We start from the raw sequence: 25647 nt of genomic DNA on the forward strand, positions 1-25647 counted from the left end.
TGTGTTTCTTTTAAGACAATATCTTTTCAGAAACAATTCCTTTTAGCTATAAAAGGAATAATGCAATCGTCAAACCTTACCTCTCGGTAATTTTTAACAACTTGCAAAAGAATGGCGGTGAAGGAGGGATTCGAACCCTCGATACGGGATAAACCGTATACTCCCTTAGCAGGGGAGCGCCTTCAGCCTCTCGGCCACCTCACCACACAAATTGGTGTAAGTAACAAGTTAATAACTATAATCAACTCATTGCTTAAATAATGGTGCGCGCGGGAGGATTCGAACCTCCGACCGCCTGGTTCGTAGCCAGGTACTCTATCCAGCTGAGCTACGCGCGCACTGGGTGTTTCTTGCTAAAGAAAACACCATATTGATATCAACATCGTTGCCATCAATAAAGAATGGCGGTGAAGGAGGGATTCGAACCCTCGATACGGGATAAACCGTATACTCCCTTAGCAGGGGAGCGCCTTCAGCCTCTCGGCCACCTCACCACACAATTCGGTGCAAGTAATAAGTTATATTAGTAGCTAAACACCAACATGACTCATTGCTTAAATAATGGTGCGCGCGGGAGGATTCGAACCTCCGACCGCCTGGTTCGTAGCCAGGTACTCTATCCAGCTGAGCTACGCGCGCACTGTGCTTTACTACCGTTGCATTATCCCAAATTAAGATAATTAAATCAATAAGAAAGCGTTCACAATATCCATTAAAAAATAATGGCGGTGAAGGAGGGATTCGAACCCTCGATACGGGATAAACCGTATACTCCCTTAGCAGGGGAGCGCCTTCAGCCTCTCGGCCACCTCACCGTCTTGTGGAGGCACATATTACTGTTAGACCAAAATAAGTCAAACACTTTATTGATAAAAACCAACACTTGCCGCACGAATGCACACTTAGTAAGCAATGCGATAATTAATGCAACGTAACTAATGAAGTATTCATTTCTTAGGCTTAATAACAACGCTTAAAACTCACTAATACCAACTACATCTAATTCTTACTAAATCGGTATTACTTTGCTACAGACACAAAAAAGGCCAGGATAAATATCCTAGCCCTCTTCGAATTAGTAGTTACCAGTACTCGGAGTACCAGATTCTTTTTCAGCTTGAATTCGCATATAAATTTCTTCACGGTGAACAGATACTTCTTTAGGTGCGTTTACACCAATACGTACCTGATTTCCCTTAACACCAAGAACAGTAACGGTTACTTCGTCACCGATCATTAGAGTTTCACCTACACGACGTGTTAAAATTAGCATTCGAGTGCTCCTTGAGTAATCTCAGTCTTATAAGAATTTAACGTTTTTTATCCAATAAAATCACAATTTCATAAATAGCCGTGGCTCAAGAAACAGCAAGATGCGATAGATTACCTAAACACTGGCCATCAACCACAAATTTTTCATGGATTAAATCAACAGCTGCAAGATGGTCATCTTCATTAATCAATAAAGATAAGCACTTCTTATCGCCCTGATATGTATGCACTGTAATGCCAGCCTCTCGCAGTACCATTTGAATACACTCCAAATGTTGCTGAATATCCTTTCCTATCAAAGAAAGTATAGAGACCATACCAATATGGCGCATTTTGCTATCAAACACTAGTCTTAAACGCGCTAAATCATCATTAGAAATAACGATTTGTGATATATCATCACTAGAATTAGTTGATAAATTCCAAGCTGTCAAACCATATAACCCCAACTGCTCATTTAGAACAGTGGCTGGTAGTGTGATATTAACTAAAACCTGCTGCCTTTGAAGTGCAACGCCAATTATGTTTTGATTACTCATCACATCAAAATTGACTAACGTCCCCTCTCCTTCTTCAAATGAAGAAAGAACACGTAATGGAACGCGATGTTGGCATGCATACTCTACAGATTGTAATTGTAGCACTTTTGCCCCTAAGCGCGCCATGCAAGTCATATAATCAAAATGAATCACATCTAAACGCATCGCACTTGGTACAATTCTTGGATCAGTTGAGTATACGCCATCAACATCAGTAAAGATCTGGCATTCATCCGCTTTAAGCGCACTCGCAATAGCAACCGCAGTCGTATCAGACCCACCACGGCCTAAGGTTGTGACATTACCATCAATGTCACGTCCTTGGAAACCGGCCACGACAACAATGTTGTCTTGGCCTAGTAATGTGGTCATATGTTGAGTTTCAACCTCATGGATAGTGGCATTATTAAAATTATTATCAGTATGGATAACAACTTGATCTGCCGTCAATGAGACTGCGCTATAGCCGCGTTTATTCAACGCCATAGCTAATAAAGCAATTGATACCTGTTCCCCTGCTGCAAGTAAAACATCCAGCTCTCGAGGTGTCGGTATCGCATCAATCTGCTTAGCTAAGCCTAATAAACGATTCGTTTCACCGGCCATAGCAGACAATACAACTACAACTTGGTGGCCACACTGGCGAGCTTTTATCACTCGCTCAGCAACCGCTTCTATTCGCTCAATACTGCCGACCGATGTGCCACCAAATTTTTGCACTAATAGTGCCACATTAGATCTCCAGTAATTACAGTTTTTCAGCAAGCCATGGTGCAACAGTGTCTAATGCGGCAGGCAATGCTGCTGCGTCAGTACCACCCGCTTGTGCCATATCAGGACGGCCGCCGCCTTTACCACCAACTTGTAATGCCACCAAGTTAACTAGTTCACCTGCTTTTACTTTGCCAATTAAATCTTTAGTAACACCAGCAATTAGGCCAACTTTACCTTCGCTAACGTTACCTAATAGCACCACACCACTGCCTAGTTGATTTTTTAATTCATCAACCATGCCGCGTAATGCTTTGTTATCAGCACCATCAAGTTGAGCAATTAATACCTTAACGCCATTAATTTGTTGGGCTTTATTGATCAAACTTGCGCCTTCTTGCGCAGCTAGCTTGTCTTTTAATTGTTGAATTTCTTTTTCTAGCTGTTTGCTATGAGACACTAACGCATCGACTTTGCTAACCACAGAAGCGACGTCAGATTTCACTAGACGTGCTGTTTTCGCTAGCATCATATCTTCATCATGCATAGTTGCAATAGCACCTGCACCTGTTACAGCTTCGATACGACGAATACCGGCAGCGATACCACTTTCAGAAACAATCTTAAATAGACCGATATCACCAGTACGGTTAGCGTGAACACCACCACAAAGCTCAGTCGAGAAATCACCCATGCTTAGCACACGAACTTGGTCATCGTACTTCTCACCAAACAATGCCATTGCGCCTTTAGCTCTAGCTGCTTCAATGTCCATGATGTTAGTATCAATGTTATGGTTAGCACGAATTTGCTCGTTTACCATATCTTCAACAGCACGTAACTGCTCAGGCTTAACTGCTTCTAGATTTGAGAAGTCAAAACGCAGGCCGTCAGCTTTTACTAATGAGCCTTTCTGAGCAACATGATCACCCAAAATAGTGCGTAGCGCAGCATGCATTAAGTGCGTTGCTGAGTGGTTTAAGCTAATCGCTTGACGACGCTCTGAATCAACCGCTGCTGTTAATTGTTGGCCCACAGTTAGTGAACCTTCAACTAATTGGCCTTTATGGCCAGTTGCCGCACCAAACTTTTGCGTATCTGCAACGTTAAACACTACGCCTTCAGCCGTTAATAAGCCGCTATCACCGCATTGACCGCCTGACTCTGCATAAAATGGTGTATTTGATAATACAACTAATGCATTGTCGCCAGCATTGATGGTATCTACAGCATTACCGTCACGGTATAGTGCAACAACAGCACCTTCACCATCTGTCGCGCTGTAACCACAGAACGTCGTTTCAGCATCAACTTTGATCGCGTCATTGTAATCAACACCAAAGTTACCTGCATCACGTGCACGTTGACGTTGAGCTTCCATCGCCGTTTCAAAACCATCTTCATCGATTGAGAAACCACGCTCACGCGCAACATCGTTAGTTAAGTCAGCAGGGAAACCGTAAGTATCGTAAAGCTTAAATACTGTTTCACCATCAAGTACGTTACCGTCGATGTTATCCAGAGCTTCATTAAGAATTGTTAGGCCACGCTCAAGCGTGCGGCTGAAGTTGTCTTCTTCAATCTTAAGTACTTTTTCTACTAGCTCTTGTTGTGCTTTAAGCTCAAGACCTGCAGAGCCCATGATTTCAGCTAATGGACCCACAAGTTTGTAGAAGAACACACCTTGTGCGCCTAACTTGTTACCATGACGTACTGCACGACGAATAATACGACGTAATACATAACCACGACCTTCGTTTGATGGCATAACACCATCAGCAATCAAGAATGCACACGAACGAATATGGTCAGCTACAACACGTAGTGATTGATTAGACAAATCGTCATAACCAATAACAGCAGCAGCTTCTTTAATTAGGGTTTGGAAGATATCGATTTCATAGTTTGAGTGTACGCCTTGCATAATTGCAGCAATACGCTCAATACCCATACCCGTATCAACAGATGGCTTAGGTAGCGGTTCCATTGTACCGTCAGCTTGACGGTTGAACTGCATAAATACGTTATTCCAGATCTCAATGAAGCGGTCACCATCTTCTTCTGGCGTGCCAGGACGGCCACCCCAGATGTGATCGCCGTGATCGTAGAAAATTTCAGTACAAGGACCACAAGGACCGGTGTCACCCATTTGCCAGAAGTTATCAGAAGCAAATGGTGCGCCTTTGTTATCACCGATACGTACGATACGATCAGCTGGAATACCAATTTCTTTATTCCAGATTTCAAATGCTTCGTCATCACTTTCATAGATAGTAACAACTAAACGATCTTCAGGCAGCTTAAGCTCTTTGGTTAGAAACTCCCAAGCATAACCAATCGCATCATGCTTAAAGTAATCGCCAAAGCTGAAGTTACCTAGCATTTCAAAGAAAGTATGGTGACGCGCTGTAAAACCTACATTTTCAAGGTCGTTATGTTTACCACCCGCACGAACACAACGCTGAGCGCTTGTCGCACGTGTATAGTTACGCTTCTCAAGACCAAGGAATGTATCTTTAAATTGGTTCATACCTGCGTTAGTGAATAACAACGTTGGGTCATTCGCAGGAACTAGAGATGAGCTTTCCACGATCTGGTGGCCTTTGCTCTCGAAAAACGCAAGATACGCGCGGCGAATCTCATCAGTGCTCATGTACATTGGCAAATCCTGAATTAATGCTTGAAATAGAAGGACAGAAAAACACCCTGTGGCGATTTTCTTCGGTGACCGTTTAGACCTTTAAACATAAGGCTCAATCAACAGTCACCGTCTAGTAATAAAGCTAAGATAAATTTTTTGGGGGCTATTGTAAAACAACGGTAGCTATTACGGGAAATGATATGTGGTAAAATGTATCAAATAATCGCCGTTAGTTTGCTACCGACAAGCTCACTCCCTCGGCAAACCATTCATATTGCATATGAACTCACGCTGCTAATGGCGATAAATTAACGATTATTTATTAATTTCGTTATCTGACAATCCTTGCACAGAGTGCAGTAGTGACGCCACAATTGAATCGCTATCGATACTTTCACCGTTTAATACCCGCGCTAGAATATCACTCGCAAACTGCTGCGGTGAAATCACAATGTCAGGATTAACGCTTTTCACTTTATTAATATTTTTACTTTCGTTAACCAATGCCACTGTGCGCGCAGAGCTGGCTAATTCAATCGCCGATAATACAATAAACGCGTTATCAGCATCATCATCACTCAATGCCAATACTGCCTTGGCATTCATCACCCCAGCTTGAGTTAAAATAGCGCCATCGCTGTAATCACCAACAACCACATCTAAGCCTTCTAATTGATCTTTTGCCACTTGCTGTATTCGAGGTGAAACAATAATTGTAATTGGCTGTTTGCGCTCTGTGAGCTGTTTAATGGTATTAATGCCAAGGCTTGATAAGCCACAAATAATAAAGTGATTAGTACGATCCATTTTTTTGCTATTACCTTTAACAAGTCGTTCAAAACCACTATGAACAACAGGGCCTAACACTGACGTTGCCGATGTGGCAAACACTGTAATACCGGACACAATGACCGAAATAGTAAACAATCGAGCCGGCTCTGTAACCGGTACGATATCGCCATATCCAACTGTCGACATGGTTTCTATCGCATAGTAAAACGCGGTCAATAAACTGGTGATTTTAGGATTAAATCCGTCCCCAAAATACAATGCACCATAAGTAGAAGTTAATAATAAAGTGATCACACTAATTAACGCAAAAATACTACCGGCAGCAACACTGCTCTTAGAAAAATATTTGCGCACCATAAATAATAGAATTAATGACGCGATACCGTAATGAATATTGTGGGTTTGCTGAGGATGAATATGCGCGGTATAAAAGATATTGATCAGCATTAATGTAAAACTGATCATCCATGAAATTCGCGCTCTAAAAAAAAGTCCCACCGAACTCATAACGATAAACACCCCTAACATAAAGTAAGGTGCGTTAGTTAAAAAACTGACGTTAATTTGGGCGTAGTTTCGAACATTAAATAATGTAAATAGGTTAATCGGCAAGCCATAGATTGTATGAAAAATAAGCCCGCTATTACCTAAAACAAACAAAGCCACAAAAATATGGCGCAGAGTGTAAAGCCACTTGGTAAATCGTCGAATAATTTGCCCGACCCAACGTATCCATGACACGTGCTCTTTCATTATAAATATGCCTACTTAATGAAATCGATAACTCAATTGAATAAAAAATACAAAGCGAAAACCTTTAGTTAGCATATTAAAGCAGAAAACAACCTCGGTTGACGAATTAAAGTTAATGGTTAATTAATGCAATTATTACAAAACAAGTGCCATAAAAAAACCCAGCGCAAGGGCTGGGTTAAAGTATGTATTATTTGAGCCAACAAGGCTAATGCCTTTAATTAAAAAGCATCATCGTCTTCGGCAACAGATGTTTCACTGTCTTTTTCTTCTGATTCAACTGCAGGGCTTAATAGTAAATCACGTAACTTTTTATCTAGTTCTGCTGCTAGCTCTGGGTGATCAGCAAGGTACTTAGTAGAGTTAGCCTTACCTTGACCAATTTTATCGCCATTGTAGCTATACCAAGCACCAGCTTTGTCGACAAACTTGTGTTTAACACCAAGATCAATCAGCTCACCTAAACGGTTAAAACCTTGACCATAAAGAATTTGTGTTTCAGCTTGCTTAAATGGTGCCGCAATTTTATTTTTAACAACCTTAATACGGGTTTCGTTACCTACCACTTCATCGCCATCTTTAATTGCGCCAGTACGACGAATATCAAGACGAACAGAAGCATAGAACTTCAACGCGTTACCACCAGTAGTGGTTTCTGGGTTACCAAACATCACACCAATTTTCATACGGATTTGGTTGATGAAGATACACATACAGTTAGACTGTTTAAGGTTACCGGTTAACTTACGCATTGCTTGCGACAGCATACGCGCTTGCAGACCCATATGAGAGTCACCCATTTCGCCTTCAATTTCAGCTTTTGGTGTTAAAGCAGCAACCGAATCGACAACAATTAGGTCAACAGCACCTGAGCGTGCTAGTGCATCAACGATTTCTAATGCTTGCTCACCAGTATCAGGTTGAGAAACAAGAAGCTGATTAATATCAACACCTAGTTTTTCAGCATAAATTGGATCGAGGGCGTGTTCTGCATCGATAAATGCACACGTCTTACCTGCTTTTTGAGCCGCTGCAATCGTTTCTAAGGTTAGGGTTGTTTTACCTGATGATTCAGGACCGTAGATTTCTACGATACGTCCCATTGGTAAGCCACCAGCACCTAATGCAATATCAAGTGATAATGAACCCGTTGAAACGGTTTCGATATCCATAGTACGGTTATCGCCCAATTTCATGATTGAACCTTTACCGAACTGTTTCTCAATCTGGCCTAACGCTGCGGCAAGAGCCTTCTGCTTGTTGTCGTCCATTTGACTCTCCAACGGATGCTAAAATAAAGTGACTGATCTGGGTATGAGACTTAGTATACTGTCTATTCATACAGTGTCTAGTTCTGGTTTAATTTTTTTGTTAAATACAATTTTTTAAGAGTGATGTTACTGTGCTATTACTTGCTTTACCCGTTCAATCAATCCAGACAACGCTTCAGCAATCGCTTGTTGTCTCACCTCTTGGCGTGAACCATTAAATAAACAACAGCGTGTTTGTTGCCATCCTGTCGCATCAGCCCAAGCAAACCATACTGTACCAACGGGTTTTTCTTCAGTACCACCATCAGGGCCAGCAATACCACTGATAGCAACACTTATATCTGCTCGAGAAGCGGCTAAAGCACCACATGCCATTTCAAATACCACCGCCTCACTGACAGCACCAAACTCAATCAGTGCTTGCTCGGTAACACTTAACATTTGTTGCTTAGCTTCATTGCTATAAGTAATAAAAGCACGATTAAACCAGGTTGAGCTTCCTGGTATATCGGTAATAGCAAACGAAACGCCACCTCCAGTACATGACTCTGCCGCAGTTGCGACCCATTTTTTGGTCGTTAATACCTGACCAAGTTCAGCAGCTAATTGTTCAATATTTATCATTGGTGCCTCCAAGCGGGTTACCTATTACGGTATTAAACATATTGAGCGTTCTGCATTAACTTTACGCCTGTTAACGTCCATTGCAAAGATGATAAAAAAACTCTAATGGTTACTTTGCCCGATCCACTGATTCACGTATCCTTAAGCTTCATTATTTAATTGGTCGAGCTACCTTAAGTGGCCGACGTTGAACCAGCAAGAGTAGGCAATATCGTGACGATAAAAGGCTTAGAAAAACATACTCCTATGATGCAGCAGTTCCTTCGGATCAAAGCTGAAAACCCTGATATTTTATTGTTTTACCGCATGGGCGATTTCTATGAGATGTTTTTTGATGATGCCAAGCGAGCTTCACAACTACTTGATATCTCTCTGACAAAGCGTGGCGCGACCAACGGCGAACCGATTCCGATGGCAGGTATTCCTCACCATGCCGCTGAAGGATATCTGGCTAAATTAGTTCAACAAGGGGTATCTGTTGCTATCTGTGAACAGATCGGTGATCCCGCTGCCAGCAAAGGCCCTGTTGAACGTAAAGTTGTACGTATCATCACCCCTGGTACTGTTAGTGATGAGGCGCTGCTTAATGAACGTCGCGATAATTTAATTGCGGCAATCTATACCGCCAATAATAAATTTGGCTACGCAACGCTTGATATTACCTCTGGTCGTTTCATGTTAACTGAACCTACGACTGAAGAAGAAATGCAGGCAGAACTGCAACGAACTAGTCCTGCGGAATTGCTCTACCCTGAAGATTTTACTTATTTACATCTAGTTGAACCGTTTAAAGGCAAACGTCGTCGCCCTATTTGGGAATTTGAACTTGAAACTGCGCGCCAGCAACTAACCTTACAATTTGGTACTCGAGACTTAGTCGGGTTTGGGGTTGAAAAAGCCAACCTTGGTTTATGTGCTGCTGGGTGTTTGATGCAATATGTCAAAGATACTCAACGTACTGCCCTACCTCATATTCGAGCGATCACTTTAGATACGCAAGATCATGCGGTTATTTTAGATGCAGCGACACGACGTAATTTAGAATTAACCCAAAACCTAGCCGGTGGCTTTGACAACACCCTAGCATCGGTATTGGATCACACCGCAACCCCAATGGGCAGCCGTTTGCTTAAACGTTGGCTTCACCAGCCAATTCGCGATCAACATCAACTTAATGGTCGCTTAAATGCCATTGAAGCTTTTAAAGATAGCGGCATGTTTGTTGATACCGCCATCGTATTACGTCATATGGGCGATCTAGAACGTATTCTTGCACGACTAGCGTTACGTTCAGCACGTCCGCGCGATTTAGCCCGTATGCGTACCGCGATGCAATATTTGCCAGAATTGGCGCAATTATTAGCTGAAATTCCCCAAGATCGAATTGCTGAATTAGCCCAAAATGCTGCGCCAATGGATGATCTGTGCCAATTACTGGAACACGCTATTATTGAAAATCCACCAGTGATTATTCGTGATGGTGGCGTACTCGCACCGGGATATAATGCTGAACTCGATGAGTGGCGAGATTTAGCTGATGGCGCTAAACAATACTTAACCGATCTTGAAAATCGTGAACGTGAACGTCATGACATTGATAGCCTTAAAGTTGGCTTTAATCAGGTTCATGGTTTCTTTATTCAAGTCAGTCGTGGTCAAAGTCATTTAGTACCTGATCACTATATTCGTCGTCAAACCCTAAAAAATGCCGAACGCTATATTATTCCTGAATTAAAAGAACACGAAGATAAAGTACTCAATTCAAAATCAAAAGCATTAGCGCTTGAGAAAAAACTCTGGGATGAGTTATTTGATCAGCTGCTGCCGCATTTAGAACGGTTACAACTAGCAGCAAGTGCATTATCTGAATTAGATGTTCTAACTAACCTAGCCGAGCGTGCTGATAGCCTCAACTACTGTCGTCCACAATTAACCACTACCACAGGCATTAATATTACCGCTGGTCGTCATCCTGTGGTTGAGCAAGTGTTGAGTGAACCGTTTATTGCTAACCCAATCGCTTTGCACCAAGATCGTCGCATGCTGATCATTACTGGTCCTAACATGGGCGGTAAATCAACCTATATGCGTCAAACTGCGTTGATTGCATTATTGGCACATGTAGGTTCATTTGTACCGGCTGAGGCGGTAACAATCGGTCCACTGGATCGTATATTTACCCGTATTGGCGCGTCAGATGATCTTGCTTCTGGACGTTCAACCTTCATGGTCGAAATGACAGAAACCGCCAATATTCTCCATAATGCAACCAAGCACAGCTTAGTGCTAATGGATGAAATTGGCCGTGGTACCAGTACCTATGATGGTTTATCTCTAGCGTGGGCAAGTGCTGAATGGCTAGCAGATAAAATTGCCGCAATGACATTGTTTGCGACCCACTACTTTGAATTAACTGAACTGCCATCACTGCTCTCGGGATTGGCAAATGTCCATCTTGATGCGGTTGAACACGGCGACAATATTGCCTTTATGCATAGTGTTCAAGATGGTGCGGCTAGTAAGTCATACGGTCTAGCCGTTGCAAGTCTTGCTGGTGTGCCAAAAGCAGTTATTAAACGTGCTAAAATTAAGCTTAAGCAGTTAGAGGCACTTGGTCATCAACAAGCTCAACAGCCGATTGTTGCAGGACAACCGCCACGAGAGGAGCATCAGCTAAGCTTGATCCCAGAGCCAAGTGAAGTCGAAGAAGCACTAGCAAATGTTAACCCTGATGAGTTAACCCCTCGCCAAGCATTGGATGAACTGTATCGCCTTAAAGCGTTAGTACACTAATCGCTAACAACACATACTGATACTGCATTTGAAGTACATAAAAAAAGGACGCTCAAGCGTCCTTTTTATTGGCTGTAATATTTGCTCACGTAAAAGTAGATTGAAAAGGACCGTGCGCATTGATATTCAACGTAGCAATTATTAATGATACTTCTTGGTTAAACTTCTTGGTTAAATAAGGACTCAATACTTAACCCTTGGTGGGTTAGCATGTCGCGTAAACGACGTAGACCTTCGACTTGGATCTGGCGAACACGCTCACGAGTTAAGCCAATTTCTCGACCAACATCTTCTAATGTTGATGCTTCATAGCCTAATAATCCAAATCGACGTGCTAATACTTCACGCTGTTTCGGGTTCAGATCTTGTAACCAATGAACAATCGAATTTTTAATGTCATCATCTTGAGTCGAAGTTTCAGGGCTACCGCCTTTTTCATCAGGAATAATGTCTAATAGCGCTTTATCAGAATCACCTCCGATAGGATTATCAACCGAACTCACACGCTCATTAAGGCGCAGCATACGGTTTACATCATCAACAGACTTTTCAAGTTGCAATGCGATATCTTCAGCTGTTGGCTCATGATCAAGCTTTTGCGCAAGTTCACGTGCAGTACGTAAATAGACATTAAGCTCTTTCACTACGTGAATAGGTAAACGAATGGTACGGGTTTGATTCATGATCGCCCGTTCAATGGTTTGACGGATCCACCACGTTGCGTAGGTTGAAAAACGAAAGCCGCGTTCAGGGTCAAATTTCTCAACCGCACGAATAAGCCCAAGATTACCTTCTTCAACCAGATCAAGTAACGCTAAACCACGATTACTATAGCGACGTGATATTTTGACCACTAATCGAAGATTACTTTCAATCATTCGTTTTCGTGACACTTCATCACCACGAAGTGCACGACGGGCATACAACACTTCTTCTTCAGCAGTAAGCAAAGGAGAATATCCAATCTCACCTAGATAAAGCTGTGTTGCATCAAGCGCTTTAGCGTTGGTCTCATATTTGGAGATATCAACATCGTCATTCGATGTTGACGTATCAGAATTATTATCAGTTGGCACCACTAAACTATTAAGCTCAATGCTGTCATCTAATGTCAATGATTCAAGTTTTTTGGCTGTGCTGCTTCTACTCATAGCGCCTCCCAGATGGCGAGTTAAAGACATTACAACTTCATGATGTCATCTCTAATTTGTACGTTTCTCTCTATTTTTATTATGGCTTGCTACTTGGGAAGAAAGCGCATTGGATCAACTGACTTACCTTTATAACGAATCTCAAAGTGCAACCTAACACTAGACGCACCAGAACTACCCATAGTAGCGATTTCCTGACCAGCTTTAACTGACTGCTGTTCTTTGACTAATATTTTATCGTTATGAGCATAGGCACTGAGATAATCTTCACTGTGCTTGATGATCACTAAGTTACCGTATCCTCGTAATGCATCGCCGGCGTATACCACTTTACCTGCGGCTGTGGCTCGAATTGGTGTACCGCGAGCGGCAGTAATATCGATACCTTTGTTGCCATTATCTGCATTAGAGAACCCTGCAATAATTTTGCCTTTTACTGGCCAAGCCCAGCCTGAACTTGAAACATGTACTGTTGGTTTAGCAGCAGGCTTGGTTGGCGCTTTAACTACCGGCTTAGTTGTTACAGGTTTGTTAACTTTTGAATTTCCAGAGTACTCTTTTGCTTTCGGCTTCGCAACTGGTTTATTGGTTGTTTTTTGCACTGCAGGTTTAACAGCAACAGGTTTAGCTACGGTATGGGTCACCGTTTGGGTTTTCGCTGGCGCAACCAGAGGGGTTACAACCACATTACCATTACGTGAATCAATCGCTGCGTGACTGTCTGTAACTGGAATCGCTAACTTTTGCCCAGGATAAATAGTATAAGGACGAGGTAAGCGGTTTAACTTGACGATATCTTTTACATCTCGATCGGTCATGTAAGAGATAAAATATAACGTATCACCCTTCTGAACGGTATAATAACGGCCGTGAAAGCTACCACGCTGTAATTGTGAATAATCTTTCGCAAGATTTGAAACAGGAGCAGGCGTATGACTACTACATGCCGACAGTAGAGCTACACAGCTTACTGCTAGCAAAGAAGGTTGAATTATTTTTTTTATCATACGTTCAATACTCATGGTTTATGCCAAATCTCCAGCCACTAACGGCACAAATTTAACTGGTTCGATATCCGTTTCAATAAACTGATCGCCACTGCGAACAATCAATTTTAACACTTGTTCAGAATAACCTACGGGCAATATCAAGCGACCGCCATCGGCAAGTTGATCTTTTAGGCTCTGGGGAACCTCACTTGGCGCGGCGGTGACAATAATAGCATCAAATGGGCCTTTACTTTCCCAGCCCTGCCATCCATCACCATGTTTGGTTGATATATTATACAATTCTAACTGCTTAAAGCGTCGTTTAGCTTGCCATTGCAGGCCTTTAATTCGCTCTACAGAATAAACATGATCAACTAATTGTGCTAACACTGATGCTTGATAACCAGAACCAGTACCAATTTCTAACACCGATGATTGCGGTGTCAGTGCTAATAGCGACGTCATTTTAGCAACAATATAGGGTTGTGAAATTGTCTGCCCACTACCGATAGGCAGCGCATTATTCTCATATGCTTGATAAGAAAATGCTTCATCAACAAAAAAATGACGTGGTATCGCTGCAATCGCGCGCAACACCCGTTGATCAGTAATACCTCTTTGAGTTAATAGTGCAATTAAATTATCAACTTGTCTCTGATAACGCATAGTTATCGGATCTCCACAACATGCATCCAGCTTTCTAACCCAGCTATGGCATCATGCGCAGTCAGGTCGACTTGCAACGGAGTAATCGATACTTCTCCGTGTTCAATCGCAAAAAAATCGGTTCCTGCTGCCGCATCTTGTGTTTCACCAGGAGGACCTAACCAATACAAGGGATTACCTCGAGGATCAGTTTTTTTGATCATACTGACAGCACGATGTCGAGCACCTAAACGGGTTATTTTCCACCCCTTTAATTGCTCAAACGGCACATCGGGAACATTAACATTAATTATTTTTTGAGTAGCTAATGGCTGGTTGATCATTTTTTCAATCAATACTTTTACCACTTGAGCGGCAGTATCAAAGTGCTTATCGCCCACTAATGACACTGCAATCGCAGGGACACCTAAAAAGTAGCCCTCCGTCGCAGCAGCAACAGTACCAGAATACAACACATCATCGCCAAGATTGGCACCATGATTAATGCCAGTCACAACAATATCAGGCAACTCATCTAACCATTCAGTCAGTGCAAAGTGAACACAATCAACCGGTGTGCCTTGCACTGCAACTTTATTATTACTTTGCTGACGAATACGCAGTGGATAATCAATCGTTAATGAATTGGATGCGCCAGATCGATTACGATCAGGCGCCACAACGATGACCTCACCCAAGTCAGCTAAGACTTGGGCTAACGTATTTATTCCCTCAGCAAAAATACCATCATCATTGCTGATCAGTATTCTCATCATTCATACCTTCTGATTCTAGCGGCATGATCAACTCACGCACAACCGAAGTCGCAAAACTGCCAGCAGGTAAAGCAAAAGAAAGGATCACACCGTTATCATCAAACTGCCATTGCATATTCTGCGGCAATAATAATAATGGGCGACGATCATGACGCATACGATTATCACGAACGAGTGCCACTAACGCTGGCTCTTGCTCCACAATCGCCAGTTCAAATGCTTGTGCATCTGCTGTTGTCGGTAAGGCATTATCGCCCAATAATGGACCGGTAATTACCACTTCACCTTGCATAACTTGCTGCTGTAATTCAGGTGTCATTGTTTCTGCAATAAACGTACGCTCATCACCCGCCGCTTGTAGGCTATCACCTAACATAATTTCACGGACTAGGTTTTGTTCGATACGGGCTGACAACACTTGGTTAAACATCCATGAACGTGCAGCAGATAAGTAAAAACTACGCTTACTCTTATCACGCACGCGGAACTCATTATTCCCCCAAGCACGTGCTTTAATGACGTTATTACCACCATGACCAAAACGTTGCTCACCAAAATAGTTAGCCACACCTTGTTGCTTAACAAGATCTAAACGCTCAGCTAATGCTTGTGGTTGATCTAAATCAGTTAAGCGTAATTGGAACCAGTTACCTTGTAGATCACCAGGACGTAATTTTTTGTCATGGCGAGTCATCTCAAGCACTTCAATCCCTGGATGCTCAGCTTCAAACTGGCTTAGATCAGGATCGGCTTTACCCGGCAAATGAACACTGATCCACTGCTCGGTTACTGCATGGCGATCTTTAAGGCCAGCCCAACTGACATCACGTGATTTCACACCACACGCTTTGGCTAATTCATTAACGACGTATTTAGTGTTCTCGCCAGTTTTGCGAATTTTAACCATCAAGTGCTCACCAGCGCCACTAAAGCTAAAACCTAGCTGCTCGTTAACGATAAAATCTTGTGGGTTTGCCTTAATGCTTCCTTGGCAAGTTGGTTGTTCATGTAACCACTTAAAACAATCCATTACGTTAGCTGAGGTGTTATTTGTCGACATGGTGGGGTTATACCTTTTTAATTAAAACAACGGCTTCACAAGCAATACCTTCTTTACGTCCAGTAAAACCTAAACGTTCAGACGTGGTTGCTTTAACATTAACATTGGTAATATCGGTGTCGAGATCTGCAGCGATAGCTTGGCACATTGCTTCAATATGCGGTGCCATCTTAGGTGCTTGAGCAATAATCGTCACATCAACATTACCAAGACAATAACCTGCAGCTTTGACTTTGCTATAAACATCACGCAGCAAGAAGCGACTATCAGCCCCCGCCCACTCAGCGTCAGTATCAGGAAAATGACGGCCGATATCACCAGCGCCAATCGCACCTAATAGCGCATCACAGACAGCATGCAAAGCAACATCACCATCAGAATGGGCGATTAATCCTTGCTCATAAGGAACTGCAACACCACCAATAATAACTGGACCGGCGCCACCAAATTTATGCACATCAAACCCATGACCAATACGCATTAAGGTTGTTCCTTTAATAAAAGTTGTAAATAAAACTCAGCCAAGGCTAAATCTTCTGGCTGGGTCACTTTGAGATTATCGCTGCGTCCGGTAACAAGCAGTGGCGTATGACCACAAAACTCTAATGCTGAGGCTTCATCGGTTATCGTTGCGCCTTGCGCTAATGCCGAGGTTAACGATTGACGTAATAACCCGACACGAAACATTTGTGGTGTCAGCGCATGCCATAAGTTATCGCGATCGACCGTATGGCTAATCTGAGGCGGCGTTGAGTGATGGAGTCCACGCTTCATGGTATCACGCACTGGCGCAGCTAAAATCGCACCGCAGTCACTGCTGATCGCCGCGGTGATCAATGCCCGTAGGTCAGTTTGACGCACACAAGGACGCGCCGCATCATGCACTAATACCCATGCATTATCATTATCAATCGCAGCTAAGCCTGCAAAAACTGAGTCTGCACGTTCAGCACCACCATCAACCACAATAATGCGCGGATCTGTGGCTAACGGTAACAGTTGAAAATAAGGATCATCAGCACTAATAGCAATCACGACCCGCGTAATTTCCGTTAAGCTCAATAATCGATCCACGGTATGTTCTAAAATCGTTTTACCTGCAATATGAAGGTATTGCTTGGGACGATCAGCCGCCATGCGACTACCGACGCCAGCCGCGGGTACTACGGCAATAAATTCTTCAGTCATCATTAGACTTATTACTCACAATAGAAAACGCGACCAATTAATTATTATCACCTAAAATACGAACAAAGGTTTCACCGGGCTTGATTAAGCCTAAATCATTACGCGCACGTTCTTCTACTGCTTCTTTACCACTATGAAGATCTTTAATTTCTGCGTACATTTGTTGGTTTCGTTGTTGTAATTCAGTATTTGCCGCTTGTTGAAGGGCAACACTTTCTTTTACTGCGGTATATTCATTCATACCGTTTTTACCATCCCAAAAATCGTACTGCAGCCATGCTAAAACCACTAGCAAGATAATGATAAACAGACGCATGGTTCCCCTTTAAAATCAGCGCAAATGTTAATGCCAACAATATACATTCCAATCAACCACTCAGTGAATTATTGGAATAGATGCTATGGCAAGGTAATAATCCCATAATCAGCTTATTGTGACCACTATTATGGCTATTGAGTTGTTCCAGTGCTAGCTGCGTGTCATTTTTGCTGATAAATCAACCAAAAATCATTTATTAAGCGATATTTGTAGCATTGTCATTTTTTACTTAAAAAAAACCGCCTCATAAGAGACGGTTTGATTTAGGCTAATTGAGCAAGCTCAATAATAGGCTTAAAAATTAAGCTTGGCCTTTAACTTCTTTAAGACCGTTGAAAACAGCACGCTCACCTAGTGCTTCTTCGATACGGATAAGTTGGTTGTACTTAGCAACACGGTCAGAACGGCTCATAGAACCAGTCTTGATTTGACCTGCAGCTGTACCTACCGCTAGATCAGCGATAGTTGCGTCTTCTGTCTCGCCTGAACGGTGAGAGATAACAGCAGTGTAACCAGCGTCTTTAGCCATCTTGATAGCAGCTAGAGTTTCAGTTAGAGAACCGATTTGGTTAAGCTTGATTAGGATTGAGTTAGTGATGCCTTTCTCAATACCTTCAGCGAAGATCTTAGTGTTTGTAACGAATAGATCGTCACCTACTAGTTGAATCTTGTCACCTAGTAGTTCAGTTTGGTGCTTGAAGCCAGCCCAATCTGATTCGTCTAGACCATCTTCGATAGAAACGATAGCTGGGAACTTCTCAGTAAGATCTTTCAGGAAGTAGTTAAACTCTTCTGAAGTAAATTGCTTACCTTCACCTTTAAGGTCGTAGATGCCTTGTTCTTTGTTGTAGAACTCAGAAGCAGCACAGTCCATAGCTAGAGTAATATCAGTACCTAGCTCGTAACCTGCAGCTTCAACAGCTTCTTGAATAGCTTTAAGAGCAGCTTCGTTTGACTCTAGGTTTGGTGCGAAACCACCTTCGTCACCAACAGCTGTGCTCATGCCTTTAGACTTAAGAACTTTAGCTAGGCTGTGGAATACTTCAGAACCCATACGTACAGCTTCACGAAGTGACTTAGCACCTACTGGCTGAATCATGAACTCTTGAATATCAACAGTGTTATCTGCGTGCTCACCACCGTTGATGATGTTCATCATAGGTAGAGGCATAGAGAATTGACCAGCAGTACCGTTTAGCTCAGCAATGTGCTCGTATAAAGGCATGCCTTTAGATGCAGCAGCTGCTTTTGCGTTAGCTAGAGAAACAGCTAGGATTGCGTTAGCACCAAAGTTTGATTTGTTTTCAGTGCCGTCAAGGTCGATCATTAGTTGGTCGATTGCAGCTTGATCAGTCGCGTCTTTACCCATTAGTACTTCAGCGATTGGACCGTTTGCAGCAGCAACAGCTTTAAGAACACCTTTACCTAGGAAACGAGATTTATCGCCATCACGAAGCTCAAGAGCTTCACGAGAACCCGTAGAAGCACCAGACGGTGCAGCAGCCATACCAACGAAACCACCTTCTAGGTGAACTTCAGCTTCAATTGTTGGGTTGCCACGTGAGTCAATGATTTCACGAGCTAGAACTTTAACGATCTTAGACATTGTGTTTCCTCTGCTTTATCTTCAAATTAAAAGCTAAATAAAATAGCTGCAGCGATAACTGCTACAGCTATCAGTAATCCTTACTTATCAGATTCACCGCGGTGATGTACACCCGCAGCTTTTACAAAACCTTCAAATAATGGGTGTCCATCACGAGGTGTTGAAGTAAATTCTGGGTGGAACTGTGCAGCAACGAACCAAGGGTGGTTCGGAATTTCAATAATTTCAACTAGCTTCTTATCAGCAGACAGACCTGATACTTTCAGACCTGCTTTCTCTAACTTAGGCAGCAAGTTGTTATTAACTTCGTAACGGTGACGATGGCGCTCATGAATTGACGCTTGTGCGTATAATTCACGTGCTTTTGAACCATCTTGAAGATGACATAACTGAGAGCCAAGGCGCATTGTACCGCCAAGATCAGATTTTTCAGTACGCTCTTCTACGTTACCATCGCCATCAACCCACTCAGTGATCAAGCCAACCACTGGGTGTTTAGTTTCAGCGTTAAATTCTGTTGAGTGTGCATCCGCCATGTTTGCTACGTTACGAGCAAATTCAATTAACGCGACTTGCATACCTAAACAAATACCTAAATAAGGGATTTTGTTTTCACGTGCATATTGAGCCGTCAGAATCTTGCCTTCAATACCACGATGACCAAAGCCACCAGGTACTAAGATTGCGTCTAGACCTGCAAGTACCTCAGTACCTTTAGACTCAACATCTTGAGAATCGATGTATTTAATTTGTACTGAAATACGGTTTTTCAAACCAGCATGTTTAAGTGCTTCGTTGACTGACTTATAAGCATCAGGTAATTCAATGTACTTACCAACCATACCGATAGTTACTTCAGCAGTAGGGTTAGCTTCTTCATAAATAACTTGTTCCCACTCAGAAAGATCCGCTTCTGGCGCTGTAATGCCAAAACGCTTACATACTAAGTCATCAAGGCCTTGTGCCTTAATAAGCTGTGGGATTTTGTAGATTGAATCTACATCTTTCATTGAGATAACCGCTTTTTCTTGCACGTTACAGAACAACGCAATCTTTGCGCGCTCGTTGGCAGGAATAACACGATCACTACGGCAAACCAAAATATCTGGTTGAATACCGATAGAAAGTAATTCTTTTACTGAGTGTTGTGTTGGCTTAGTTTTCACTTCACCAGCAGCAGCAAGGTAAGGTACTAGCGTCAAGTGCATAAACATGGTGTTTTCACGACCTTGTTGTACCGCAAGTTGACGAATAGCTTCCATAAATGGTAGTGATTCAATATCACCTACCGTACCGCCGACTTCAACAATCGCGATATCATGACCCGCAGCACCAGCTATCACACGATCTTTAATTTCGTTAGTGATATGTGGAATAACCTGAATCGTTGCACCTAGGTAATCACCACGACGTTCTTTACGTAGAACATCAGCGTATACGCGACCAGCAGTAAAGTTATTACGCTTAGTCATTTTGGTGCGTATAAAGCGCTCGTAGTGACCTAAATCAAGATCAGTCTCTGCACCGTCTTCCGTAACGAATACTTCACCATGCTGAGTAGGGCTCATTGTGCCTGGATCAACGTTAATGTAAGGGTCTAATTTCATCATGGTCACATTAAGACCACGTGCTTCTAGAATAGCTGCCAAAGATGCTGCAGCAATGCCTTTACCTAGAGAGGATACTACTCCGCCCGTAACAAAAATATAATTCGTTGTCATGTTAAACCTGGAAGATTGGTGTAGAGGATAAAGTGTATCTGGACGGGAAATTAGTATACCAGACACCATTTATCGCCACAACGTGAAAACTATCACACACCCCTAAGATTTTTTTTGTCTCAAATCAAGGAAGTGATTTACGCGTCATTTTCACCCCATTTCGCTACTTTTTACCGCTAAGTTCATATACTTTTATGGCATAACAATTCTAAATGGGAATAGTTATTTTTTGCGTTCATACTGCTTTACTCTATTCCACTCTAGATCTAGCTCAGTTAGTGAACATTGGCCTAAAGACTTACCTTGTTCTAGCACATTTTTTTCAACTTGGCGAAAACGTCGCTCAAATTTTTTATTTGCTTGTTGAAGTGCATGTTCTGGTTTTACATCAAGATGACGGCTTAAATTTACCACTGAAAACAGTAAATCTCCCATTTCTTCCGCGATCTTATGTTGCTGTTGAGGCGTTTGAATCACCTCTTCCATCACTTCGTCTAGCTCTTCTTTTACTTTTTCAACCACCGGACCTAACGTATCCCAATCAAAACCTTGGCTAGCACAACGCTGCTGAATTTTATTGGCTCGTGTCAGTGCCGGTAACGCCAATGGAATATTGGCAAGCAAACTCTCATCTTGTGCCTTTTCGGCGCGTTCTTTGGCCTTTTCTGCTTCCCAGTTTTGTTTTACTGCTGCTTCATCGGCAAACTCAGCCTCACCAAAAACATGTGGATGGCGACGAGTTAATTTGTCACTAATACCGGCAACCACATCATTAAAATTAAACAAGCCTTGTTCTTGGGCTAATTGGCTATAAAACACCACTTGAAATAATAAGTCGCCAAGCTCTTCTTTAACATCGCCCCAGTTTTTTTGCTCAATCGCATCTACCACTTCATAGGCTTCTTCAATGGTATAAGGAACGATTGAATCAAAATCTTGTTTGAGATCCCACGGACAACCTTGTTGGGGATCGCGCAACTTGGCCATGATTTTTAATAAACTATCGATATCAACAGCAGTGTTGTTAGTCATTATTGTCTTCCTTATATAAAAAAATAGGTAGCCGAAGCTACCTATTTCTGTAGTTGATGTTGCCTATCATCGTTAGCCGTATAAACGTTTAGCTTGAGCAACATCTTTTACTTGCTCAATACGACTTAATACGCGACTTAGTACATCTAAATCGGTTAACTCAAGTTCAAAGTCCATGATCGACATTTGCTTTTTATAATCCACTCGGCTCTTCATGCCAGCAACTTTAACTTTTTCATTCATTAAGGTGTTGGTGAGTTCTTTAAGTAAGCCATTACGCTCAGAAGCTGTTACTCGCACCGTAATAGTATAGTTACCAACAAAACCACCGCCCCAAACCGTATCAATAATACGTTCTGGTGCATGGTGACGCAGTTCTTCTAGTTGCTCACAATCATGACGGTGAACGGAAATACCACGTCCTTGAGTGACAAAGCCTTGAATATCATCACCAGGGATCGGCTGACAGCAACGCGCTAAATGGGTCATTAGGTTATCAACCCCTTCGACCACCACCGAATCACGGTGTGGTTTTTTGCTATTGTGAGAGGCTTTATCACTGGCCTCAGACAACTTATCTAGCAGTTGTTGATCTTCTTCTTCAGCGGTTGGTTTGTTAATTAGCGCATTAATATGATTAATAATCTGGTTAATACGCAAATCACCGCTGCCAATCCCCGCATATAACTCTTCAGGCGAATTAACATTAAAACGTTTACTCGCATAAGCATGCGCATCTTTTAAGGTCGCATTAATTTTCGTAAGCTCAGCCTCAAGGATCTCTTTACCTGCAATAATGTTTTTATCGCGATCTTGTTTACGGAACCAGGCATTTACTTTTGCGCGAGCACGACTTGAGGTCACAAAGCCCTGATTCGGGTTGAGCCAATCGCGAGAAGGATTAGGTTCTTTTTGAGTGATAATTTCAACTTGATCACCCATCTGCAAATGGTAAGTAAACGGCACAATTCGGCCTTCAACTTTAGCACCAATACAGCGATGTCCCACTTCTGAGTGAATATGGTAAGCAAAATCTAGCGGCGTCGCATTTGATGGCAAGTCAACTACATCACCTTTGGGTGTAAAGGCATAGACACGATCATCAAACACTTGGCTACGAAGCTCATCTAGCATCTCACCAGAATCTGACATCTCTTCTTGCCATACTAATAATTTACGCAGCCAATTTATTTTTTCATCATACGCAGACTGAGCACCACCAGAGGCCGCTGGCCCTTCTTTGTATTTCCAGTGCGCAGCCACACCAAGCTCTGATTCTTCATGCATTTGCTTGGTACGAATCTGAATTTCAATGGTTTTACCTTCAGGACCAAGCACAACCGTATGGATAGATTGATAACCGTTAGGCTTAGGGTTAGCAACATAGTCATCAAATTCTTTTGGTAAATGACGATATTTGGTGTGTACCACTCCTAATGCGGCATAACAGTCTTGCAGCTCTTCCGCCACAATACGGACCGCACGCACATCAAAAAGCTCATCAAACTCTAAGCTCTTCTTCTGCATTTTGCGCCAAATACTGTAAATATGTTTTGGTCGGCCTTGTACTTCAGCACGAATATTTGATGCTTGCATCGCATCAGATAAATCATCAACAAAGTGAGTAATATAATCTTCACGATCAATACGGCGCTCTGAAAGCTGTTTGGCTATTTGTTTGTACACTTCGGGATGTTGATAACGGAAAGCATAATCTTCAATTTCCCATTTCAACTGTCCAATACCCAGTCTATTGGCTAGCGGTGCATAAATATTGGCACACTCTTGAGCCGCCACGCGACGTACAGTATCAGGTTCATTTTTAACTTCACGTAAGTTGCAGATACGCTCGGCAAGCTTGATAACCACACAGCGGAAATCATCAACCATTGAGAGTAACATTCGTCGAATACTATCAACTTGTGCTGATTGCGCCGCTTCTTCTGCGGTCGATTTAAGCTGGCTAATGGCACACATTTGCTCAACACCTTGCACCAAGTGCAAAATATTGGCGTTGTAGTCTTCTTTTACTTGTTCATGGCTATAACAACCCGCTTCAACTAATGGATATAGCATTGCCGATATTAAGGTATCGGTATCCATGCTTAGCGTTACCAGAATCTCAACCATTTCACGGCCACGCCATAACAATAGCGCACCATTTTCCTGATCAACAATGAGCTCCTGACAACGCAGGTAAGTTCCTTCTAAACGTCCAAACGTTTTTGCATCCAAACGTAAACTTTCGACCCATGAGGCGAGCTCAAATGCCGAGTCTTCTTTTAGATGTGCTCCACGTACTGCGACCATGTTTCTATCCTGTTTACTATTTAATGGCAATAAATGTAATTGCTGTTGCTATTTTTTCTGCTTTTTTTGAACCTTCACAAACAGTGCCATTGATTCTAAATGCCCGGTATGAGGGAACATATCCAACATACCAAGACGCTCTAATTGATAACCTTGTTGCAATAGCACTTGGCTGTCACGCGCCAATGTGGCTGGGTTGCATGAAACATACACCACTTTATTTGGTGCAAGCTTAACTACATGTTCCATCACTCCTGCAGCCCCAGCACGCGCAGGATCTAATAAAATTTTATCAAATTGCTCTTGTGCCCACACTAACTTCGTCACATCTTGTTCTAAATTAGCCTGATAAAAAGTGGCATTTTGTAGCGCATTTGCCTGAGCATTATCTGTGGCACGTAACACCATTTCATCAATGCCTTCAACACCGACAACAGCTTTAGCCTCCTGAGCCATCGGTAAGCTAAAGTTACCCAAGCCACAGAATAAATCTAATACCCTATCTTGAGGTTGAACATCGAGCCATTCGATAGCTTGAGCGACCATATTGCGATTTACATCACCATTTACCTGAATAAAGTCTTTTGGTGAAAAGGTCAGTTTAAGTCCCTCAATCTCATAATAAGGTTGGTCACCATAACTGTGGATTAGTTCATCGGTTTCTGGCGCTAAAAACAGCATGATATTATGTTGGACTGCAAAGGCTTCAATTAACGCACTATCGTCGGCGTTAAAAGGGGCAAGATGGCGAATTAACACCACGCAGCCATTATCTGCATGCGTCAATTCAATATGACCGACAAAACGGCGACCTTTGAGGCTTTGTAATAACTCACGTAAAGGCGGTAACAGCTCATTCAATGGCTGGGCCAATACTGGGCACGTGCTAACATCAACAATGTCATTGCTTTGCTTTTTACGAAAGCCAAACTGTAACTGACCATTATTTTCAACACGGACCGCAACCCGTGCACAACGACGATAATGCCAAGCTTGACTGATAATCGGTGGTTGTTGAATACAGTTTGCTTGATCAATGACCGCAAACTTTGCCATTAACTCACTCAGCACTTGTTGTTTGGCAATCACTTGGCCTTGATGCGATAAATGCTGCAAATTACAGCCACCACACTGGTCATAGATCGCACAATGGGGTTTAATACGGGCATTACTGTCTGAAAGGCGTTTAATCACTCTAGCACGAGCGTAATTTTTTTATCTTCCGTTAACTGTACCACTGCGATTTCAGTGGGAAGTAAACCATCGACAAAGACAGATTTACCGTTTAGATGACCAATACCAGCGCCATGGTGATCTAAGCGATTAATAGTAATTTCTTTATGTTTGGTGTCAGTTTTACGTTTTTGAGGCTTAAAAAAGCGTGCCATAGTGTTTTGCTCACCGTTCAGACATTGAGTATTTGTTGCATAGTCCTATGTTTAATTAAACAAGGA

General features: G+C 42.4%; 19 protein-coding genes, 5 tRNA genes and 1 pseudogene. 1 reads left to right on the forward strand and 24 read right to left on the reverse strand.

Translation table 11 applies throughout. The annotated features are described in order from the left end of the window. Positions 1–112: 112 nt before the first annotated feature. From BTN98_RS09910 to pncC, 11 genes are all read right to left on the reverse strand, one after another. Positions 113–204 (reverse strand) — tRNA-Ser (locus BTN98_RS09910). 57 nt (positions 205–261) lie between these two features. Further along, positions 262–338: transfer RNA gene (locus BTN98_RS09915), tRNA-Arg, on the reverse strand. A gap of 64 nt (positions 339–402) precedes the next feature. After that, positions 403–494, reverse strand: a tRNA-Ser gene (locus tag BTN98_RS09920). A 68-nt stretch (positions 495–562) separates the two neighbouring features. After that, positions 563–639: transfer RNA gene (locus tag BTN98_RS09925), tRNA-Arg, on the reverse strand. Positions 640–723: 84 nt separating this feature from the next. Next, positions 724–815, reverse strand: a tRNA-Ser gene (locus tag BTN98_RS09930). Positions 816–1075: 260 nt separating this feature from the next. Beyond that, positions 1076–1273, reverse strand: coding sequence for a carbon storage regulator CsrA (csrA, locus tag BTN98_RS09935; protein ID WP_060999777.1), 198 nt, complete (start codon positions 1271–1273; stop codon positions 1076–1078). An 85-nt stretch (positions 1274–1358) separates the two neighbouring features. Then, a complete protein-coding gene (locus BTN98_RS09940; RefSeq protein ID WP_060999779.1) occupies positions 1359–2543 on the reverse strand; it encodes an aspartate kinase in 1185 nt (394 codons plus the stop codon). 16 nt (positions 2544–2559) lie between these two features. After that, positions 2560–5181, reverse strand: a complete 2622-nt coding sequence (gene alaS, locus BTN98_RS09945; protein WP_060999780.1) for an alanine--tRNA ligase — start codon at positions 5179–5181, stop codon at positions 2560–2562. 297 nt (positions 5182–5478) lie between these two features. Continuing rightward, positions 5479–6708 carry a voltage-gated potassium channel protein gene (gene kch / locus BTN98_RS09950; RefSeq protein WP_060999782.1) on the reverse strand — a complete coding sequence of 410 codons (1230 nt, stop codon included), beginning with the start codon at positions 6706–6708 and terminating at the stop codon, positions 5479–5481. Positions 6709–6929: 221 nt separating this feature from the next. Then, positions 6930–7979, reverse strand: a complete 1050-nt coding sequence (gene recA, locus BTN98_RS09955; protein ID WP_060999784.1) for a recombinase RecA — start codon at positions 7977–7979, stop codon at positions 6930–6932. 126 nt (positions 7980–8105) lie between these two features. Next, entirely contained in the window at positions 8106–8603 is a 498-nt protein-coding gene (gene pncC, locus BTN98_RS09960) for a nicotinamide-nucleotide amidase (protein ID WP_060999786.1), read from the reverse strand. 213 nt (positions 8604–8816) lie between these two features. Between pncC and mutS the strand changes: the two genes are divergently transcribed. Then, positions 8817–11396, forward strand: coding sequence for a DNA mismatch repair protein MutS (gene mutS, locus BTN98_RS09965; RefSeq protein WP_060999789.1), 2580 nt, complete (start codon positions 8817–8819; stop codon positions 11394–11396). A 158-nt stretch (positions 11397–11554) separates the two neighbouring features. On the opposite strand, the gene rpoS is transcribed toward mutS, so the two are convergent. From rpoS to rlmD, 13 genes and pseudogenes are all read right to left on the reverse strand, one after another. Further along, on the reverse strand, positions 11555–12547 hold the full coding sequence (gene rpoS / locus BTN98_RS09970) for an RNA polymerase sigma factor RpoS (RefSeq protein WP_060999790.1): 993 nt from the start codon (positions 12545–12547) through the stop codon (positions 11555–11557). Between the two features lie 89 nt (positions 12548–12636). Next, positions 12637–13569 carry a peptidoglycan DD-metalloendopeptidase family protein gene (locus BTN98_RS09975; RefSeq protein WP_065190110.1) on the reverse strand — a complete coding sequence of 311 codons (933 nt, stop codon included), beginning with the start codon at positions 13567–13569 and terminating at the stop codon, positions 12637–12639. A gap of 3 nt (positions 13570–13572) precedes the next feature. Next, complete coding sequence (locus BTN98_RS09980; protein WP_060999792.1) at positions 13573–14202, reverse strand: protein-L-isoaspartate(D-aspartate) O-methyltransferase; 630 nt, start codon at positions 14200–14202, stop codon at positions 13573–13575. A gap of 2 nt (positions 14203–14204) precedes the next feature. Then, the gene (gene surE / locus BTN98_RS09985) at positions 14205–14954 is read right to left on the reverse strand and encodes a 5'/3'-nucleotidase SurE (RefSeq protein ID WP_060999794.1); all 750 of its coding nucleotides are present in this window, start codon (positions 14952–14954) and stop codon (positions 14205–14207) included. Beyond that, entirely contained in the window at positions 14932–15987 is a 1056-nt protein-coding gene (gene truD, locus BTN98_RS09990) for a tRNA pseudouridine(13) synthase TruD (RefSeq protein ID WP_060999881.1), read from the reverse strand. The genes surE and truD overlap by 23 nt, the downstream gene beginning before the upstream one ends. A 37-nt stretch (positions 15988–16024) precedes the next feature. Then, entirely contained in the window at positions 16025–16498 is a 474-nt protein-coding gene (gene ispF, locus BTN98_RS09995; RefSeq protein ID WP_060999796.1) for a 2-C-methyl-D-erythritol 2,4-cyclodiphosphate synthase, read from the reverse strand. Then, entirely contained in the window at positions 16498–17205 is a 708-nt protein-coding gene (gene ispD / locus BTN98_RS10000; protein WP_060999883.1) for a 2-C-methyl-D-erythritol 4-phosphate cytidylyltransferase, read from the reverse strand. Before ispD ends, ispF begins: the two co-directional genes overlap by 1 nt. A 37-nt stretch (positions 17206–17242) precedes the next feature. Beyond that, a complete protein-coding gene (ftsB, locus tag BTN98_RS10005; RefSeq protein WP_060999799.1) occupies positions 17243–17521 on the reverse strand; it encodes a cell division protein FtsB in 279 nt (92 codons plus the stop codon). A gap of 304 nt (positions 17522–17825) precedes the next feature. Next, positions 17826–19130 (reverse strand): phosphopyruvate hydratase, encoded by a 1305-nt coding sequence (eno, locus tag BTN98_RS10010; RefSeq protein WP_060999801.1) that lies wholly within the window; start codon positions 19128–19130, stop codon positions 17826–17828. Positions 19131–19210: 80 nt separating this feature from the next. After that, positions 19211–20851, reverse strand: coding sequence for a CTP synthase (locus BTN98_RS10015; RefSeq protein WP_060999802.1), 1641 nt, complete (start codon positions 20849–20851; stop codon positions 19211–19213). A 222-nt stretch (positions 20852–21073) separates the two neighbouring features. Next, positions 21074–21883 carry a nucleoside triphosphate pyrophosphohydrolase gene (gene mazG, locus BTN98_RS10020; protein ID WP_060999804.1) on the reverse strand — a complete coding sequence of 270 codons (810 nt, stop codon included), beginning with the start codon at positions 21881–21883 and terminating at the stop codon, positions 21074–21076. A gap of 72 nt (positions 21884–21955) precedes the next feature. Beyond that, the gene (gene relA, locus BTN98_RS10025; protein WP_060999806.1) at positions 21956–24193 is read right to left on the reverse strand and encodes a GTP diphosphokinase; all 2238 of its coding nucleotides are present in this window, start codon (positions 24191–24193) and stop codon (positions 21956–21958) included. Between the two features lie 48 nt (positions 24194–24241). Continuing rightward, positions 24242–25581: pseudogene (gene rlmD, locus BTN98_RS10030) on the reverse strand (23S rRNA (uracil(1939)-C(5))-methyltransferase RlmD). Positions 25582–25647: the final 66 nt, after the last annotated feature.

This window comes from Photobacterium aquimaris (assembly GCF_002954455.1).
GTDB lineage: Bacteria > Pseudomonadota > Gammaproteobacteria > Enterobacterales > Vibrionaceae > Photobacterium > Photobacterium aquimaris.